Genomic DNA, 16,976 nt, shown 5'->3' on the forward strand with positions numbered 1-16,976 from the left:
CCCGGCGGCGCGGCGGGCGCGGCGCTGCTTCCGGCGGGTGCGGCGTCGCGTCCGCGCGCGGCCGGCCACGGGCACGGGCCCGGCACCGCGCGCTCGCGGTGCCGGGCCCGGCCGGTCGCCGTGGCGGCGACTACTTCAGCTTGGTGCCCGCCGAGCGGAGCGCCTGGCAGGCTTCGGCGACGCGCGCGGCCATGCCCGCCTCCGCCAGCTTGCCCCAGGTGCGCGGGTCGTACGTCTTCTTCGAGCCGACCTCGCCGTCGACCTTCAGGACACCGTCGTAGTTCTTGAACATGTGGTCCGCGACCGGACGGGTGAAGGCGTACTGGGTGTCGGTGTCGAGGTTCATCTTCACGACGCCGTTCTCCAGCGCGGTGGCGATCTCCTCGGCGGTCGAGCCGGAGCCGCCGTGGAAGACGAAGTCGAACGGGTCGGCCTTGCCGAAGCGCTCGGCGACGCCCTGCTGGAGGTCCTTCAGCAGCTCGGGGCGGAGCACGACGTTGCCCGGCTTGTACACGCCGTGGACGTTGCCGAAGGACGCGGCCAGCAGGTAGCGGCCCTGCTCGCCCAGGCCGAGGGCCTCGGCGGTGCGGACGGCGTCGTCGACGGTGGTGTACAGCTCGTCGTTGATCTCGTGGGTGACGCCGTCCTCCTCGCCGCCGGTCGGGGTGATCTCGACCTCGAGGATGATCCGGGCGGCGGCGGCCTGCGCGAGGAGCTCGCGGCCGATGGCCAGGTTGTCGGCGAGGGTCTCAGCGGAGCCGTCCCACATGTGGGACTGGAACAGCGGGTTCTCGCCCTTGGCGACGCGCTCGGCGGAGACCGCGATCAGCGGGCGGACGTAGCCGTCGAGCTTGTCCTTCGGGCAGTGGTCGGTGTGGAGGGCGATGGTGACGTCGTACTTCGCGGCGACGATGTGGGCGAACTCGGCGAGCGCGACGGCGCCGGTCACCATGTCCTTGTTGTGCTGGCCGCCCAGGAACTCCGCGCCACCGGTCGAGATCTGGATGATGCCGTCGCTCTCGGCCTCGGCGAAGCCGCGCAGGGCGGCGTGCAGGGTCTGCGACGACGTCACGTTGATGGCCGGGTAGGCGAACTTGCCTGCCTTCGCCCGGTCGAGCATCTCGTTGTAGACCTCGGGGGTTGCGATGGGCATCTGTCCGCTCCTTGTGATCTGCGGTTGCGTAGCGTTGCTGATCCCTGACCTGGGGGCGACGTCATCGTCGCACCCATCTTCCCAGACGGCCCCGCGGGCTCCACCCCCCGGACGGCGCCGTGACGCACGACGCGTGCGCCGTTCCCCGGGGAACGGCGCACGCGTCGAAGAAGCCGCAGGTCGAGCGGCCGGGGGTCAGCCGAGGCCCAGCTCGTCCAGGGCGAAGGCGTACCGGTAGGGCACCCCGGCGGTGCCGCTGATCTTCTCGCCGGCGCCGGTCGCCCGGTCCACGATCGTCGCGACGGCGACGACCTCGGCGCCCGCCTCGCGGACCGCCTCGACGGCGGTCAGCGGGGAGCCGCCGGTGGTGGAGGTGTCCTCCACCACCAGGACGCGGCGGCCCTTGATGTCCGGGCCCTCGACGCGGCGCTGCATGCCGTGCGCCTTGGCGGCCTTGCGGACGACGAACGCGTCCAGGGCGCGGCCGCGGGCGGCGGCCGCGTGCAGCATCGACGTGGCGACGGGGTCGGCGCCGAGGGTCAGGCCGCCCACCGCGTCGAAGTCGAGGTCGGCGGTCAGATCGAGCATGACCTGACCCACGAGCGGCGCGGCGGCGCCGTCCAGCGTGATCCGGCGGAGGTCGACGTAGTAGTCGGCCTCCAGACCCGAGGAGAGGGTCACCTTGCCGTGCACCACGGCCTTGTCCTTGATCTGCCGGAGCAGATCGGCTCGTACGTCAGTCATGCCCACGAGCTTAAGCGGCACCGTCCGCGCCGGGCACGACCGGCCGCCCGCACCCGGCGCCGACCGCCCGCACCCCGGCGCCGACCACTGGCCTCCCGCACCGGCCGGTCGCGTCCCGCGGCGGCCGGTGCCGTCCCGCGGCGGCCGGTCCGGCCCCACCGCTCCGGTCGCCCGCGTCCGTCCCGCTCCTGCCGGTCGCGTCCCGCGTCGGAGGCGGCGGCCGGAGCCGGAGGGGGCGCGGCCCGCGCGTCAGAGGCGGCGCCAGGTCCAGGTGGTGGCGACCTCCAGCGGGTCGATGGGGGTGACGAGCCGCGGGTGGGTGTTCAGCCCGTTCGGCGGACCCGACTGCGGCTCGACGCAGACGGCGGCCTCCTGCTCGTCGTAGACGACGACCCACGGGGAGCGGCTCGCCACCTCGAGCTCCAGCACTCCGGGCCAGGTCAGCGTGGCGCTGACGCCGTCGGGCATGCCGAAGCAGTCGTCCCAGGGGCCGGGCCGGGGGTCGACGCGCCGGCCGGTGGGGAGGTGGTCGTCGCCGCGCTCCTCCTGCCAGGCGGGGGCGAAGTCGAGGGCCACCTCGCTGCCGTGGACGGTCCGGTTGAACCACGGGTGCCAGCCGGCCTGCGCGGGGAACGAGTCGTCGTACGTCTCGACGCCCAGCCGCAGCGTGAGCGAGGAGTCGGTCAGCTCGACGGTCTGCGTGACCCGGCCGGTGTACGGCCACGGATCGGCCAGGTCGTACGTGAAGACCGCCTCCGTCCCGTCCGCGCGGGCCGTGCGCCAGGCGGTGTCGCGGCCGGTGCCGTGGATGGCGTGCGGGGGCGCGTTGAGCGGCAGTCGGTGCCGGGTCGCGCCGTTGAGGAAGACGCCCCGGTCGGTGCGTCCGCACCAGGGCACCATCGGGAAGCAGCCGTACCGCTCGCCCTGCCGCAGCAGTTCCGCACCGGCCACGCGCAGGCCGGCCAACCGGCAGCCGTTGGCGGGTGTGATGGTCAACTCGACGTCTCCGGCGGCCAGCCGGACGTTCTCACTCATGCTCACCCCTCCGACCCTAGGGGGTGTCCCGTCGGTCGGGTCGGATCAGGGAGCGGTATCCGGTGGCGTGGGCGGCCGACGGTGCCCCGGCGCGGCGGGGCACCTGCCGGGTCCGAGGGGCACGGGCGGGCGTGCCGTGCCGGACACGCGCGCCCGGTGCGACCGGCGGGACACCGCCCGGGAGGGGTCCGGGTCCCTCAGCCGCGGCGGCGCAGGGCGCGGCCGACGACGACCGCCGAGGCGATGGCGAGCGCGGCGGCGGGGGCGAGCCAGCGCAGCGCGGCGGAACCGACCCGGTGGTCGGGGCCGGGCACGGGGGCGTACCTGCCGCGGGGCGGGGAGTGGTCGACCTCCTCGGCACTGCGGCCGATCATGGTCCGCCGGGCGTGTGCGGCCTCGACGGCGGGCTCGCCGGGGACCGTCTCGTCGAGCGGGAAGCCGTCGACGGCGAACGGGTCCAGGGCGTCCGGGTCCAGGGAGGGCGGCGGGACCGGCGTGTCGAAGACGGTGGGGCGCCGGCCGGCCTCGTCGTCGGCCGCGTCGTCACCGGCGTCGGTGTGGGCGGCGTCGGCGGCGGTGTCGCCCGCGGCGCCCGGGGCCGCGTCGGCGGCGGTCGGCTCCACTGCGCCGTCGTCGACCCCGTCGTGGTCCACGTCGCCGGGGCCGTCCGCGTCGCCCGCGCCGTCCGGTCCGGTCACGCCGTCCTGCGGGCCCGCGGCGGCGGCCGGGGCCGCCGGGGCGGCCGCGCCGCGGGCGAGGGCCTCGCCGAAACGGTCCAGCAGGCGCTGGGCCGCCGCGGTGACCGCGTCGTCCGGCAGCTCGGCCAGGCGCCCCTCGGCGCCGGCGGAACCGGTGAAGGCCAGGGTGGTGCCGTCCTCCGCCGGAGTGAGCCGGGCGGTCAGCGCGACCTTCACCGCCCCGCCGCCGCGCACTTCGGAGCCCTCGCCCTCGACGGCGTACGCGCCGTCCTCCCGGGCGGTGAGGTGCAGCTCGCCGCGGTAGGTGATGGTGTGCCCGCCGACGCGCACCCGGAGGCGGCCCGACAGCGGCCCCGCGGCGCCGTCCGCGTCCTGTTGGAGCCCTGGGACGCAGCGGGCGACGCGGGCCGGGTCGGCCAGCAGGTCGCGGAGGGGCGGCTCGGCAACCGGAACGAACACCTCATGCTCCATGGGAGCGAGCCTACCCACGCCGGGCCGTCCCGTCCCCGCTCCGCGCGCCACCGATCACCCGCCGACCGCGTCAGGGGCCGGCGCCGGCCGCGTCCCGCCAGGGGCCGCCGGCGCCGGCCGCCTCCCCGTACGGGCCGCCCGCCCGACCGGGGCCGCCCACCGGACCCGTCGGCCCCGACCCGCCCGGCTCCACCGCACCCGCTCGGCCCCGGCCGGGCACGGCCGGCCCGACCGGCCCGACCGGCCCCACCGGCCCGGTCCCGGCGGGCCGTCGGCCCCGTCCGGCCCCGGTCATCGGCCGTAGCGGGGGTGGGTCAGGGTCGACGGGGGCAGGGCCGGCACGCGGGTCCGTTCCGCGCGGCGTGCCGCGGCCGCCAGGGCGCCCTGCGTCGGCGCGTCCCGCGCCGGTGCCCCCGGGGCGGGCGCGAGGGCGGGCGGGCCCGGCCTGCGCGAGGAGGCGGGCGCGGCCAGGAGGAGGCCCCAGTCGCGCGGGGGACGCGCGGACCCGTCGGGCGCGCGGCCGGGGCCGCCGGCGGGACCGGTCGGTCGGTCCGTGACGGCGTACGGCCGGGTGGCGAAACCCGCGGCGCGCAGCGTCGCCTCCACCGTCCAGTACACGGAGGGCCGCGCGGCGACCGGCCCGGCGTGGACGGCGAGGCGGCCGCCGGCGGCGAGCACGCGCGCGGTCAGGCCGTAGAACTCCTGCGAGTGCAGCTTCGCGCCGGCGGTGCTCCCCGGGTGCGGCAGGTCCGCGACGACGACGTCGTACGGCGCGGTGCGCGGCGCGGTCCTGAGCCAGCGGAACGCGTCGGCGTGGACGACCCGCAGCCGGGGGTCGTCGTACGCGTGGGCGTTCAGCCGGGCCAGGGCCGGATCGGTGCGGGCGAGCCGGACGACGCCCGGGTCCACCTCGACGACGGTCACGTGCGCCACGTCGGCGTAGCGGAGCACCTCGCGCGCGGCGAGCCCGTCGCCGCCGCCGAGGACCAGCACGCGCGTGTGGCGGCCGCGCATGGCGGGGTGGACCAGGGCCTGGTGGTAGCGGTACCCGTCGCCGCCGCTGATCCGCAGCCGCCCGTCCAGGTACAGGTCGGGCGGTCCGTGCCGGGTGCCGGTCAGCACGACCTCCTGCACGGACGTGCGGACGGCGACGCGGACGTGCGCGCCGTAGACGGCGTGGCGCGCGGCCCGCTCGAAGTCCTCCACCAGCAGCGCGGCGACGGCGAGCAGACCGAGGACGGCGGCGTTGACGCAGACGAGCAGCAGCCGTTCGCGACCCGACAGGTCGCGGGCGAAGAGCCACAGCACGATGGCCCCGCCCACCACGGCGTTCACCACGCCGGTCAGGAGCGCGCCGGTGAGCTGACCGAGCCAGGGCAGCAGGACGAACGGGAAGGCGAGCCCGCCGACCAGCGCGCCCACGTAGTCGGCGGCGAACAGGTCCGCGACCGTGCCGTCGGCGTCCTGGCGGGCGCGCGGCGAGACGCGCTGGATCAGCGTCATCAGCAGCGGTATCTCGGCGCCGATCAGCACCCCGGTGACGAGGGAGAGCACGACCAGCGTGTGCCGCGCGCCGCCCAGCCAGGCGAACGAGGCGTGCAGCGCGAGCCCGGAGCAGCCGCCGACCAGGGCGAGCACCGCCTCCAGCAGCCCGAAGCCCACGGCCGCCCGGCGGCGCAGCCGTTTGGCGAGCAGGGAGCCGACGCCCATCGCGAAGACCATGACGGCCAGCACGACGGACGCCTGGGTCACGGAGTCGCCGATCAGGTACGAGGCGAGGGCGACCAGTTGGAGCTCGTAGACCAGTCCGCAGGCGGCGCAGACGAAGACGGCCGCGAGGACCAGGGGGCGGCCGGCGCGCGGCCCCGGCGGCCCGGGCGCCGCGTCCTCCGAGGAGGGCGGCGCCGCGGTCGGCGAGGCGGGCGCTTCGAGCATGCGTCCACGCTACGTCGCGTTCCACTCACGCTTCGTCACCCACACGAGTGCTACCGGGGCGTCCGAGGCATGGAACGCCCGACAGCCGTGCGGACCGGCCCCGGGCCGCCGCCGGAGCGGACCCCGGCTGGTCGGCGGCCGGCCCCTGCCGGTGGCGCCATCAGCAGGCCCCGGGCGACCGGCGGCCGCGCGCTCCGGCACCCCGTCGACCACCGGCGGCTCAACCCCCGGCGGCCCCGCGCAGCGGCACCCCGTCACCCACCGGCGGCCCCGCGCACCAGCGGGCCGCCGGACGCGGCACCGCCCTCGCGGCGCAACCGGGCGGCCCCGCCGTCCGGGCGCCGGGCCCGGGGGTCGCGCCGCACGCTGGTCCGCGTCACCACGAGCTGCCCCTCCTGCGGGTACGCGTGCCACGTGCGCCATCGCACCCCGCCGTCGTACCGCTGCGCCAGCATCGCGGTGAACGCGTGCGGCGAGCCGGGGAACGTCCCGGCCAGGCCGTGCGGGTGGTCGGCGACGAGCGCGAGCAGTTCCTGCGCGCGCCCGGCGAACGCGCCCTGCGACAGCGTCTCGACGCGCGCCGCGAACTCGTACTCCATACCGCCGATCCGCTCCGCCGCGCCCAGCGGCAGGGGCGTGCTGCTGCCGGGCATGCAGGCGACGGTCTCCGAGCATCTGGTGTCCCCTTCCTCCAGGAGGACCTGGTGGGACGCGCCGAGCAGTCTCAGTTGCAGTGTGGCGCCGGACAGTTCGAGGTCCAGGACGGCGAGGGCGGGCAGCGGCTCGCGCCCCAACGCCCAGGCCAGGTCGGCTGCGCGCGTGTCGGTGTACGCGGTCTGCAGGGTGGTGAGCATGAGTCAGCTCCGCAAGCACGGTGACGTGACGGGTGGACCGGGGACGTCGTCCCGGAAGACGTTCGGAAGACGTTCGGGGGGCTGGAGGTACCGGCTCGGGGTCCACACGAGGTCCGAGGGCTCGATGTCTCGACAGCGAGGCAATCACGAACCCCGCGAGGCTCACAGCGTCTTTACCCAACTTTGCGCCGGTTCCATCCCCTCGGGGGCCTGACGGTTCACGTGTTCACCGGAAACCGCGGCCAGAGGCGCGCAAACACACAACGGAGGCGCGCCCGGCGGAAGTTCTCCCCGCCGGGCGCCCCGCCGTGGATGCGGACCGGCTGCCCCGTGTCAGCCGCCTCCGCACCCGCCCCCTCCCCCGCCCCCGTCGCAGGAGCCGCCGGGCGAGCCGCCGCCCCCGCCCCCGCCGCCGTCGCACGACGGCGCGCCGCCCCCGCCGCCGGTGCCGCCCCCCGGGCCGTCACCGCCGCCCGGGACACCGCTCCCGGCGTCGAACCGGACGCCCCCGCCGCTCGCCGTGTCGGACCGGACTCCCCCTGCGCCGGTACTCCCGGCGCGGGTCCTCCCGGTGCCGGCCGTCCGGCGGCGGGCCGTCCGGCCCCCGCCGGCGCCCCCGCCCCCCGTGGTGAGGGCCACGAACCCCACCATCATCAGCAGCAGCGCGCCACCCATGACGAACATCCCGGTCATGCGTCCGCCCCCGCCGGTCAGGAACCGCCGCCGCAACCGCCGCCCCCGCCACCGCCGCACGACGAACCGCCGCCGCAGGAGTGGCCCCCGCCACCGTCCCACCAGCCGCCCGCGCCGCCGCCGGTCGACGACGAGTGGCGCCCCCGCCGGCCCCGCCGGGACGCGCCGCCGCGGGTCCCGACGAAGCGGATGACCACCGCCATCAGTGCAAGTCCCCCGAAGACCGCCATGAACTCCATGTCCGATCACCCTCCCCCGTGTGTGGTGTGCCTGGGGAATGCCCGTCCCCCGCCCCCGCCGAATCGCGACTTGAGCAACTCCAGAGGTTTCCGCCCGGACGCCCTACGGCCCGCGCGCGCCCTTGAGGCCGCCCGCGCTTCACCGCAGGATGGCGCCCATGACCAGAGCACCGCTCAACCGCCGTCTCGCCCCGTTCGGCACCACGATCTTCGCCGAGATGTCCGCGCTGGCGACCGCCACCGGCGCGATCAACCTCGGCCAGGGCTTCCCCGACACCGACGGCCCCGTGGAGATCCGCGAGGCGGCCGTCCGCGCCCTGCGCGAGGGCCGCGGCAACCAGTACCCGCCCGGCCCCGGCGTCCCGGAACTGCGCACCGCGATCACCGAGCACCAGCGGCGGCGGTACGGCCTCTCCTACGACCCCGACACGGAGGTCCTGGTCACCGTCGGGGCGACGGAGGCGGTCGCCGCGTCCCTGCTCGCGCTGGTCGAGCCGGGCGACGAGGTCGTCGCCCTGGAGCCGTACTACGACTCGTACGCCGCGTGCATCGCCATGGCCGGCGGCACCCGCGTCCCGGTGACCCTGCGCCCCGACCCGGACGGCGGCCGTTTCGTCCTCGACCTGGACGAGCTGCGCGCCGCCGTCACCGACCGCACCCGGCTCATCCTGCTCAACACCCCGCACAACCCCACCGGCACCGTCCTCACCCGGGACGAGCTGGCCGCGGTGGCGGCGCTCGCGGTCGAGCGGGACCTGCTCGTCGTCACGGACGAGGTCTACGAGCACCTGGTCTTCGACGACGCGGAGCACGTGCCGATCGCGTCGTTCCCGGGGATGCGGGAGCGGACGGTGACGATCTCGTCGGCCGGCAAGACGTTCTCGTTCACCGGGTGGAAGGTCGGCTGGCTCACGGCGCCGCCCGAGCTGACGGCGGCGGTGCGCACGGCGAAGCAGTACCTGACCTTCGTGGCGTCGGGGCCGTTCCAGTACGCCGTCGCCGAGGCGCTGCGGCTGCCGGACGCGTTCTTCGCGTCGCTGCGCGCCGACCTCGCCGCCAAGCGGGACATCCTCACCGAGGGGCTGACCGCCGCGGGCTTCCGGGTGTACCGGCCGCGCGGCACGTACTTCGTGACGGCCGACGCCGCCCCGCTGGGCGCACGGGACGGGGTCGCCTTCTGCCGGTCGCTGCCGGAGCGGTGCGGGGTCGTCGCCATCCCGAACGCCGTCTTCTACGACCACCCGGAGACCGGGCGCACCCTGGTGCGGCTCGCCTTCTGCAAGGGCGAGACCGTGCTGCGGGAGGCGGCCGAGCGCCTGGCGCGGCTGTGACGGACACGGCGCAGGGCCCGGCCCGGCTCCGAACGGGTCCGGCCGGGGCCGCGGCCCGTCATGGGCCGCCGCCCCGGCCGGACCGGGTACCGCGGGACGCCCGAGGGGGCGGGGGTGCTCAGACCTCGTCGCCCTCGGTGGGCGTACCGGGCTCCAGGCCCAGCTGCTCCAGGAGCCACTTGTCGAACTCGATCGACGCGCGCACCCAGCTGACCGTGGACGACACGAAGTGCTCCAGGCTGACGCCCGTGCCGATCAGCATCTGGGCCTCGCCGATGAGCCGGATCGTGGCGCCGCCCTGCTCGTCCTCGTGGAGGTGCGTGTACACCTTGGGCCACAGGGTGCGGCGGTTCCAGTCGTCGATCGTCTCCAGGATCTTCGTGCGGTCCTCGACCGGGTGCGGCCGGTCGTAGAACGTGCGGACGGAGAAGACCTGCTGCTCCGCCTCGCCGCGGAACATGAAGTAGGTGCGGAACTCCTCCCACGGCGCCGCGAGGTCACCCTCGTCGTCGACGACGTACTTGAGCTCCATCTGCTCCAGGAGCTGCTTCACCAGGTCCTGGTCGGGGACGATGGGGCCCGCCGGTCCTTCGGCCTGAGGCTGGGGCTGTCCCCCGAAATTCGGAATCGAGGACGGGTCGATGCTCACCGGGTAATTCCCTTCGTACGGATAGCCGCCATCCTCCCCCATCGTGGGCGGTCGGTGGCAAGCCCGACCGGCCCCGATCCGCTGCGGGCTGACACGGGCCGCCCCGGCGCCCCCGTACGGCACGGGCCCTGGGGTCCGCCGTCAGCGGACCGGTTCCACCGACAGGCCGTCGTCCGTCCGGTCCACACGGACCGTGTCGCCGTCCGTGATCGCGCCGGACAGGATGGCGCGGGCGAGGCGGTCGCCGATGGCGGTCTGCACCAGGCGGCGCAGCGGGCGCGCGCCGTAGGCCGGGTCGTTGCCCTCGACGGCGAGCCACTCCAGGGCGTCGGGCGTGACGTCCAGGGTGAGCCGCCGCTCGGCGAGGCGGCGGGCCAGGCGGCCGATCTGGAGGCGGGCGATCCGGGCCAGCTCGTCGCGGTTCAGCGCGGCGAAGACGACGATGTCGTCCAGCCGGTTGAGGAACTCCGGCTTGAACGAGGCCCGCACGACCTCCAGCACCTGCTCCCGCTTCTCGGCCTCCGTCGTCGTCGGCTCCATCAGGTACTGGCTGCCCAGGTTGGAGGTCAGCACCAGGATGGCGTTGCGGAAGTCGACCGTGCGGCCCTGGCCGTCCGTGAGCCGCCCGTCGTCGAGGACCTGCAGGAGGACGTCGAAGACCTCCGGGTGGGCCTTCTCCACCTCGTCCAGCAGGACGACGCTGTACGGGCGGCGGCGCACCGCCTCGGTCAGCTGCCCGCCCTCCTCGTAGCCGACGTAGCCGGGGGGCGCGCCGACGAGCCGGGCGACGGAGTGCTTCTCGCCGTACTCCGACATGTCGATGCGGACCATGGCCCGCTCGTCGTCGAAGAGGAAGTCGGCGAGCGCCTTGGCCAGCTCGGTCTTGCCGACGCCGGTCGGGCCGAGGAAGAGGAACGAGCCGGTCGGCCGGTCGGGGTCGGCGATGCCGGCCCGCGTGCGGCGCACGGCGTCGGAGACGGCCCGGACGGCCTCGCTCTGGCCGATCAGCCGCCGGCCCAGCTCCTCCTCCATGCGCAGCAGCTTCTGCGTCTCGCCCTCCAGGAGGCGGCCGGCGGGGATGCCGGTCCAGGAGCCGACGACGTCGGCGATGTCGTCCGGGCCGACCTCCTCCTTGACCATGGTGTCCTTGGCGGCCTCCTGCTCGGCCTCGCTGGCCTCCTCCAGCTCGCGCTCGACGGCCGGGATCTCGCCGTAGAGCAGCTTGGAGGCGGTGTCGAAGTCGCCGTCGCGCTGGGCCCGCTCGGCCTGGCCGCGCAGGTCGTCGAGCTTCTCCTTCAGCTCGCCGACGCGGTTGAGGCCCTGCTTCTCCTTCTCCCAGCGGGCGGTCAGGCCGCGCAGCTCCTCCTCCTTGTCGGCGAGGTCGCGGCGCAGCTTCTCCAGCCGCTGCACGGAGGCGGGGTCGCTCTCGTTCTTCAGCGCCAGCTCCTCCATGCGCAGCCGGTCGACGGCGCGCTGGAGCTCGTCGATCTCGACGGGCGAGGAGTCGATCTCCATGCGGAGCCGGGAGGCCGCCTCGTCGACGAGGTCGATGGCCTTGTCGGGGAGGAAGCGGGAGGTGATGTACCGGTCGGAGAGGGTCGCGGCGGCGACGAGCGCGGAGTCCGCGATCTGCACCTTGTGGTGCGCCTCGTAGCGGCCCTTGAGGCCGCGCAGGATGGCGATGGTGTCCTCGACGGTCGGCTCGGCGACCAGGACCTGCTGGAAGCGGCGCTCCAGCGCGGGGTCCTTCTCGATGCGCTCGCGGTACTCGTCGAGGGTGGTCGCGCCGACCATGCGCAGCTCGCCGCGGGCCAGCATGGGCTTGAGCATGTTGCCCGCGTCCATCGCGGAGTCGCCGCCGGCGCCCGCGCCGACGACCGTGTGCAGCTCGTCGATGAAGGTGACGACCTGGCCGTCGCTCTCCTTGATCTCGGACAGGACGGTCTTCAGCCGCTCCTCGAACTCGCCGCGGTACTTCGCGCCGGCGACCATGGCGCCCAGGTCGAGGGAGACCAGCCGCTTGTCGCGCAGCGACTCGGGGACGTCGCCCTTCACGATCCGCTGGGCGAGCCCCTCGACGACGGCGGTCTTGCCGACGCCGGGCTCGCCGATGAGGACGGGGTTGTTCTTGGTGCGGCGGGAGAGCACCTGCACGACGCGGCGGATCTCCTGGTCGCGGCCGATCACCGGGTCGAGCCGGCCCTCGCGGGCGGCGGCGGTGAGGTCCGTGCCGAACTTCTCCAGCGCCTTGTACTGCCCCTCGGGGTCCGGCGTGGTGACGCGGCGGCTGCCCCGCGCGCGGGTGAAGGCGGCCAGCAGCTTCCCGGCGGTCGCGCCCTGCCGCGTGAGGAGCTCGCCCGCGGCGCCGCCCTTGGCCGCGACGCCGACGAGCAGGTGCTCCGTGGAGAGGTACTCGTCGCCGAGCTCGCGCGCCCGGGCCTGGGCGTCGGCGACCACGGCGAGCAGGTCGCGGTTGGGTTGCGGCGGGGCGACGGTCGACCCGGTGACGCTGGGGAGGCCGGCGAGCAGCCGTTCCGCCCCGGCGCGTACGGCCGCCTGGTCGGCGTCGACGGCGGCGAGCAGGTCGGTGAGGTTCTCGTTGTCCTGGCCGGAGAGCAGCGCCAGCAGCAGGTGCGCCGGCGTCAGGTCGGCGTGCCCGCCCGACACGGCACGGTTGGTCGCGGCGTTCAGCGCGTCCCGGCTCTTGTTGGTCAGCTCGGCGTCCACGGGTACTGGGTCCTCCTCGGCTGCTGATGCGTCGTCCCGGCTTATGACTCAGCCAACGTCCACAAAGTTGAGTCTATTCCACTCAAGGTGGTGGGGGCCAGCAGCCGCCGGTAGGTTCCGGACATGGCCATCGACCTGCGGGACCCCGGCGCCTCCTACGTCAGCTTCTGGCGCGAGCGCCACATGTGCACGCTGACGACCCACCGCCCCGACGGTTCGCCGCACGTGGTGCCGGTCGGCGTCACCTACGACCCCGACGGCGGCGCGCGGGGCGTGGCCCGGGTGATCACCAACAAGCACAGCCGCAAGGTGGCGAACGTGCTGGCGGCGGGGTCCGACGGTGCCCGTGTCGCGGTGTGCCAGGTGGCCGCGGGCCGCTGGGCGACGCTGGAGGGTCTGGCCGTGGTCCGCACGGAACCGGACGTCGTCGCGGACGCCGTCGCGCGGTACGCGGAGCGGTACGGGCGCACCCCGGCGCCGAACCCGGACCGGGTCGTGATCGAGATCACGCTCACCCGCGCGATGGGACGGGCCTAGACCGAGGGACGCGCGGGGCCCGGCGGACGCGCGGGGCACACGCCGCGGGGCCGGACCGCGGCGCGCGGACAGCACAGCGGCGCCATCGTGTTTCAGGTCCACGATGGCGCCGCTGTGTGGGGGAAGCACCTGAGCGATCTACAACGACGGGGGAATCGCTCAGGCGCTGCGGGGGGTGGCGGTAGGGGTCTCGGCCTCGACCAGCTGATGGTCCCGCTGGTCGAGGTTGACGAAGATCATTCCGTAGCGGATGGCGCAGCGGACGGGCTGCGGCGCACCGCGCGGCCGACGGAGGCACCGGTAGGCGCGGATGTCCTCGTCGTCGCCGCGGGTGATGACGATCGGCTCCCCGAAGAGGGTGACCATCAACGAATCGCCACCCTGGGGGACTGCGGTGACGAGGTCGATGAAGTGCCACCCGGAACGGTAGGCGGACGCCATCTCGCGGCGGAATCGGGAGTCGTCGGGGACGTTCATGCGGCGACACCCGTCGGCGTGGAGTCGGCACTGTCCCAAGAGGGCTCCCCGAAGGTCGCCGGGGTGACCTCCCACGAAGGCTCAGGGATGCCCGCCGGCCCGACCTCCCACGCAGGCTCACCTGCGACGACGCTGTTCGCGGACACCGTGTCCCACGACGGCTCGCCGCTGAGGGCGGCGACACCGCACGCGGCCGCCGCGGCGACAGCTATGGCGCTAAGTGCACGAACCATCCTGGTCATGGACGATCTCCACCTCTTTTTGTCCTTACCTCCTCCCCCGCGTCTATGACGATGGCTCACTCCGAACGCTTCCACCAGCCAGTACAGGCATCATGTTCCTGAAATACAGGACCCTGAGGGGGGTGCAGATGCGGTCTAAGGTGGACAATCCGGAAACCGGGCACAGTCATGACGAGCTGTGCGAAGCCGGAAAGCACCTGTACGCGGCCGCCCTGCGCGCCGGCCGGATAGCCCGTACGGAGGTCGACGCGGCGCCCTGCCTCATCGACCTCGCCCTGCTGCATCCGGATCCGGACGATTCCCAGTGGCTGCGGCCCGTGCCCCCGTCCATCGCCCTCAACCAGCTGATACACCCCATCGAGCGGGAGATCCAGCAGCGCAGGCAGCGGGCCCTGTCGTTGGCCGATGCATTCGAGCCGTTCATGACGATCCCCGCGGCGGCCCCCTGCACCAGTGCGGCGATCAACGTCCTGGAGGGTCTGGCGGTCATCAACGCCGAACTGGACCGCGTGACGGACGAGTGCGCGGTCGAACTCCTCACCATCCAGCCGGGCAGCGGGCGGAAACCCGAGACTGTCAAGGCCGCCTTGCGGCGGGTGGAGCCCCTGCTGGGCCGCGGTGTCCGAATGCGGACCCTCTACCAGCACACCGCGCGGCACCACTCGGCGACCATGGGGTACGTCGAGCGGATCACGCCGTACGGACTGGAGGTCCGCACGCTGGAGGAGATCATCGACCGGTTGATCATCGTCGACCGCAAGGTCGCCTTCATACCGGCCCGCAGCGACCGCCAGGTGGCCCTGGAGCTGCGGCACGAGGGACTGGTGCAGTACCTCGTCGGCGTGTTCGAGCAGTTCTGGCTGCACGGCATCCCGTGGGAGGAGGAGGTCGTCTCGTACGCCCCCGCCCTCAACGGCATAAGCGGCATCCAGCGGTCCATCGCCAAGCTCCTCGTCGAGGGCCACGTCGACGAGGCCATCGCCCGCCGGCTCGGCATGAACGTCCGCACCTGCCGCGCCCACATCGCCAAGCTCGCCTCCACCCTGGGCAGCGGCAGCCGCGCCCAGCTCGGCTACCTCATCGCCCGCTCCGGCATCCTCGACCAGGACCAGGACCTCACCCCCCGCACCCCCGGCCCGGAGGAGCCGCCGCGCGGCCACGACTGACGCCCCGCCGACCCCGGACCCCCGCACGGACCCGCCCGGCCGGACCCCGTACGGGCCCGACCCGCACCCGCACGGCCGGACCCGCACGAGGGCGACCCGGACCCGCACGAGGGCGACCTCGCACCCCGGCCCGGCCCGGCCCGGACCCCCGCGGGACCCGCCCCACCCGCACGGGACCGGCCCGCACAAGGGGCGGCCTTGCACCCGACACCGCCCGACCCGGACCGGACCCGCACGGCCCGGACCAGGCATGCGGAAGGCCCCCTCCGGAGAGGGGGCGTTCGACACGTCCACGGGCGGACGCCGCACGCCGAACGCGCCGCGCCCACCACCGCGCCGCGGGGGCTACTCGCCGCCCCGGCGCGTACCCGGGCGCCACACGACCAGCGCGCCCGTCTGCTGCACGTCCTGGTACGGCACCAGGTCGCGCCGGTACGAGGCGTGGACCTGGGCCTCGCGCTGGCGTATCGCCGCCGCCGCACCCTCGACCGCCGCCGACAGCTCGGCCACCCGCGCCTGCAGCGCGGCGACCTGGTTCTCCAGCTCGATGATGCGCTTGATTCCGGCCAGGTTGATGCCCTCGTCCTGCGACAGCTGCTGCACCTGTCGGAGCAGCTCGATGTCGCGGGCCGAGTAGCGCCGTCCCCGCCCGGCCGTACGGTCCGGCGAGACGAGTCCCAGCCGGTCGTACTGGCGCAGCGTCTGCGGGTGCAACCCGCTCAGCTGGGCCGCCACCGAGATGACGTACACCGGAGTCTCGTCGGTCAGTTCGTACGGGTTGCGTCGGCGTGCGTCCATTGCGTCAAGCCCCCTTCGCGGCCTGGAAGAGCTCCGCCCGCGGGTCCTCGTCCGCGGTCACCCGACGGTACGCCTCCAGGGCCTCGCGCGCCTCGGCGCTCAGCCCCTCGGGCACGGCGACCTCGACGGTCACCAACAGGTCGCCCCGCGTGCCGTCCTTGCGGACGGCGCCCTTGCCGCGGGCGCGCATGGTCCGGCCGTTGGGCGTGCCGGCCGGGATCTTCAGCGTGACCGGAGGCCCGCCGAGGGTCGGCACCCTGATCTCGCCGCCCAGCGCCGCCTCGGCGAAGGAGACGGGGACCGTGACGGTGAGGTTGTCGCCCTTGCGGCCGAAGACGGGGTGGCTGTCGACGTGGACGATCACGTACAGGTCGCCGGCCGGTCCGCCCCGCTCGCCGGGGGCTCCCTTGCCGCGCAGCCTGATCCGCTGGCCGTCGGAGACACCCGACGGGATGCGCACCTGCATGGTGCGCGACGACTTGGCGCGGCCGCTGCCGTGGCAGACGTCGCACGGGTCCTGGGCGATGAGCCCGCGGCCCTTGCAGTCCACGCACGGGTCGGTCAGCGAGAACGAGCCGCTGCCGCCGCGCGAGACCTGGCCGGTGCCGACACAGGTCGGGCAGACCCGCGGGGTGCCGTTCTTGTCGCCGGTGCCGGAGCACGCCTGGCAGGGCTGCTGGCTGGACATGCGCAGCGGGACCGTGGCCCCGTCCACCGCCTCGGTGAAGCTGAGCGTCACCTCGGACTCGATGTCCTGGCCGCGGCGCGGCTGTGTCCGCGTGCCCGGGCCGGCACCGGCGCCGCCCCGGTTGAACAGGCCGCCGAAGACGTCCCCGAGCCCGCCGCCGAAGCCGCCGGCACCGCCCGCGCCGCCCTGGGCACCGCCGAAGAGGTCACCCAGGTCGAAGTTGAACGAGCCGCCGGCGCCGCCGGGACCGGGGCGGAAGCCGCCGTTGCCGAAGAGGGCGCGCGCCTCGTCGTACTCCTTGCGCTTCTTGGGGTCGCCGAGGACGTCGTTCGCCTCGGAGACCTCCTTGAAGCGCGCCTCGGCCGCCACGTCGCCCTTGTTGGCGTCCGGGTGGAACTCCCGGGCGAGCTTGCGGTACGCCTTCTTGATCTCGGCCTCGGTGGCGTCCTTGGGGACGCCCAGGACCTTGTAGTAGTCCTTCTCGACGAAGTCCTTCGTGCTCATCGACGTCCCTCCTCCCGGACGATCACTGCGTCAGC

15 protein-coding genes are annotated in these 16,976 nt (G+C 74.7%); 3 read left to right on the forward strand and 12 right to left on the reverse strand.

What is annotated here, in order from left to right:
- Positions 1-130: 130 nt before the first annotated feature.
- The 7 genes from fbaA to ACF053_RS09835 form a co-directional block, all read right to left on the reverse strand.
- The gene (gene fbaA / locus ACF053_RS09805) at positions 131-1,171 is read right to left on the reverse strand and encodes a class II fructose-bisphosphate aldolase (RefSeq protein WP_391953693.1); all 1,041 of its coding nucleotides are present in this window, start codon (positions 1,169-1,171) and stop codon (positions 131-133) included.
- Positions 1,172-1,348: 177 nt separating this feature from the next.
- Complete coding sequence (gene pyrE, locus ACF053_RS09810; protein ID WP_058942468.1) at positions 1,349-1,897, reverse strand: orotate phosphoribosyltransferase; 549 nt, start codon at positions 1,895-1,897, stop codon at positions 1,349-1,351.
- A 249-nt stretch (positions 1,898-2,146) separates the two neighbouring features.
- Positions 2,147-2,938, reverse strand: coding sequence for an aldose epimerase family protein (locus ACF053_RS09815; protein WP_391953391.1), 792 nt, complete (start codon positions 2,936-2,938; stop codon positions 2,147-2,149).
- Positions 2,939-3,129: 191 nt separating this feature from the next.
- On the reverse strand, positions 3,130-4,101 hold the full coding sequence (locus ACF053_RS09820) for an SRPBCC domain-containing protein (protein WP_391953392.1): 972 nt from the start codon (positions 4,099-4,101) through the stop codon (positions 3,130-3,132).
- Between the two features lie 291 nt (positions 4,102-4,392).
- A complete protein-coding gene (locus tag ACF053_RS09825; protein WP_391953393.1) occupies positions 4,393-6,036 on the reverse strand; it encodes a polyamine aminopropyltransferase in 1,644 nt (547 codons plus the stop codon).
- 254 nt (positions 6,037-6,290) lie between these two features.
- Complete coding sequence (locus tag ACF053_RS09830) at positions 6,291-6,890, reverse strand: DUF2617 family protein (protein WP_391953394.1); 600 nt, start codon at positions 6,888-6,890, stop codon at positions 6,291-6,293.
- Between the two features lie 710 nt (positions 6,891-7,600).
- Positions 7,601-7,822 carry a hypothetical protein gene (locus tag ACF053_RS09835; protein WP_391953395.1) on the reverse strand — a complete coding sequence of 74 codons (222 nt, stop codon included), beginning with the start codon at positions 7,820-7,822 and terminating at the stop codon, positions 7,601-7,603.
- Between the two features lie 149 nt (positions 7,823-7,971).
- Between ACF053_RS09835 and ACF053_RS09840 the strand changes: the two genes are divergently transcribed.
- On the forward strand, positions 7,972-9,153 hold the full coding sequence (locus ACF053_RS09840; protein WP_391953396.1) for a pyridoxal phosphate-dependent aminotransferase: 1,182 nt from the start codon (positions 7,972-7,974) through the stop codon (positions 9,151-9,153).
- 118 nt (positions 9,154-9,271) lie between these two features.
- Here the strand turns inward: ACF053_RS09840 and ACF053_RS09845 are convergent, their stop codons facing one another.
- Both ACF053_RS09845 and clpB read right to left on the reverse strand, forming a co-directional pair.
- A complete protein-coding gene (locus ACF053_RS09845) occupies positions 9,272-9,802 on the reverse strand; it encodes a type III secretion system chaperone family protein (protein ID WP_391953397.1) in 531 nt (176 codons plus the stop codon).
- 141 nt (positions 9,803-9,943) lie between these two features.
- A complete protein-coding gene (clpB, locus tag ACF053_RS09850) occupies positions 9,944-12,529 on the reverse strand; it encodes an ATP-dependent chaperone ClpB (RefSeq protein ID WP_391953398.1) in 2,586 nt (861 codons plus the stop codon).
- Between the two features lie 123 nt (positions 12,530-12,652).
- On the opposite strand from clpB, the gene ACF053_RS09855 reads away from it, so the two are divergent.
- The gene (locus ACF053_RS09855) at positions 12,653-13,066 is read left to right on the forward strand and encodes a pyridoxamine 5'-phosphate oxidase family protein (RefSeq protein WP_391953399.1); all 414 of its coding nucleotides are present in this window, start codon (positions 12,653-12,655) and stop codon (positions 13,064-13,066) included.
- A gap of 159 nt (positions 13,067-13,225) precedes the next feature.
- Here ACF053_RS09855 and ACF053_RS09860 read toward each other — a convergent pair whose 3' ends face one another.
- Positions 13,226-13,543, reverse strand: a complete 318-nt coding sequence (locus ACF053_RS09860) for a (2Fe-2S)-binding protein (RefSeq protein WP_391953400.1) — start codon at positions 13,541-13,543, stop codon at positions 13,226-13,228.
- Positions 13,544-13,913: 370 nt separating this feature from the next.
- On the opposite strand from ACF053_RS09860, the gene ACF053_RS09865 reads away from it, so the two are divergent.
- The gene (locus ACF053_RS09865) at positions 13,914-14,951 is read left to right on the forward strand and encodes a helix-turn-helix transcriptional regulator (protein WP_198549346.1); all 1,038 of its coding nucleotides are present in this window, start codon (positions 13,914-13,916) and stop codon (positions 14,949-14,951) included.
- 345 nt (positions 14,952-15,296) lie between these two features.
- Here the strand turns inward: ACF053_RS09865 and ACF053_RS09870 are convergent, their stop codons facing one another.
- Together ACF053_RS09870 and dnaJ are read right to left on the reverse strand one after the other, a co-directional pair.
- Positions 15,297-15,749, reverse strand: a complete 453-nt coding sequence (locus tag ACF053_RS09870; RefSeq protein ID WP_391953401.1) for a heat shock protein transcriptional repressor HspR — start codon at positions 15,747-15,749, stop codon at positions 15,297-15,299.
- Between the two features lie 4 nt (positions 15,750-15,753).
- Positions 15,754-16,941, reverse strand: a complete 1,188-nt coding sequence (dnaJ, locus tag ACF053_RS09875) for a molecular chaperone DnaJ (protein ID WP_391953402.1) — start codon at positions 16,939-16,941, stop codon at positions 15,754-15,756.
- Positions 16,942-16,976: the final 35 nt, after the last annotated feature.

The organism is Streptomyces kanasensis (assembly GCF_043077165.1).
Lineage (GTDB): Bacteria > Actinomycetota > Actinomycetes > Streptomycetales > Streptomycetaceae > Streptomyces > Streptomyces changanensis.

Bases quoted from the DNA above. Each gene is read 5' to 3' on its own strand.
- pyrE (WP_058942468.1), bottom strand. From the start codon at position 1,897: ATGACTGACGTACGAGCCGATCTGCTCCGGCAGATCAAGGACAAGGCC.
- ACF053_RS09820 (WP_391953392.1), bottom strand. From the start codon at position 4,101: ATGGAGCATGAGGTGTTCGTTCCGGTTGCCGAGCCGCCCCTCCGCGAC.
- ACF053_RS09825 (WP_391953393.1), bottom strand. From the start codon at position 6,036: ATGCTCGAAGCGCCCGCCTCGCCGACCGCGGCGCCGCCCTCCTCGGAG.
- ACF053_RS09830 (WP_391953394.1), bottom strand. From the start codon at position 6,890: ATGCTCACCACCCTGCAGACCGCGTACACCGACACGCGCGCAGCCGAC.
- ACF053_RS09835 (WP_391953395.1), bottom strand. From the start codon at position 7,822: ATGGAGTTCATGGCGGTCTTCGGGGGACTTGCACTGATGGCGGTGGTC.
- ACF053_RS09840 (WP_391953396.1), top strand. From the start codon at position 7,972: ATGGCGCCCATGACCAGAGCACCGCTCAACCGCCGTCTCGCCCCGTTC.
- ACF053_RS09855 (WP_391953399.1), top strand. From the start codon at position 12,653: ATGGCCATCGACCTGCGGGACCCCGGCGCCTCCTACGTCAGCTTCTGG.
- ACF053_RS09860 (WP_391953400.1), bottom strand. From the start codon at position 13,543: ATGAACGTCCCCGACGACTCCCGATTCCGCCGCGAGATGGCGTCCGCC.
- ACF053_RS09865 (WP_198549346.1), top strand. From the start codon at position 13,914: ATGCGGTCTAAGGTGGACAATCCGGAAACCGGGCACAGTCATGACGAG.
- ACF053_RS09870 (WP_391953401.1), bottom strand. From the start codon at position 15,749: ATGGACGCACGCCGACGCAACCCGTACGAACTGACCGACGAGACTCCG.
- dnaJ (WP_391953402.1), bottom strand. From the start codon at position 16,941: ATGAGCACGAAGGACTTCGTCGAGAAGGACTACTACAAGGTCCTGGGC.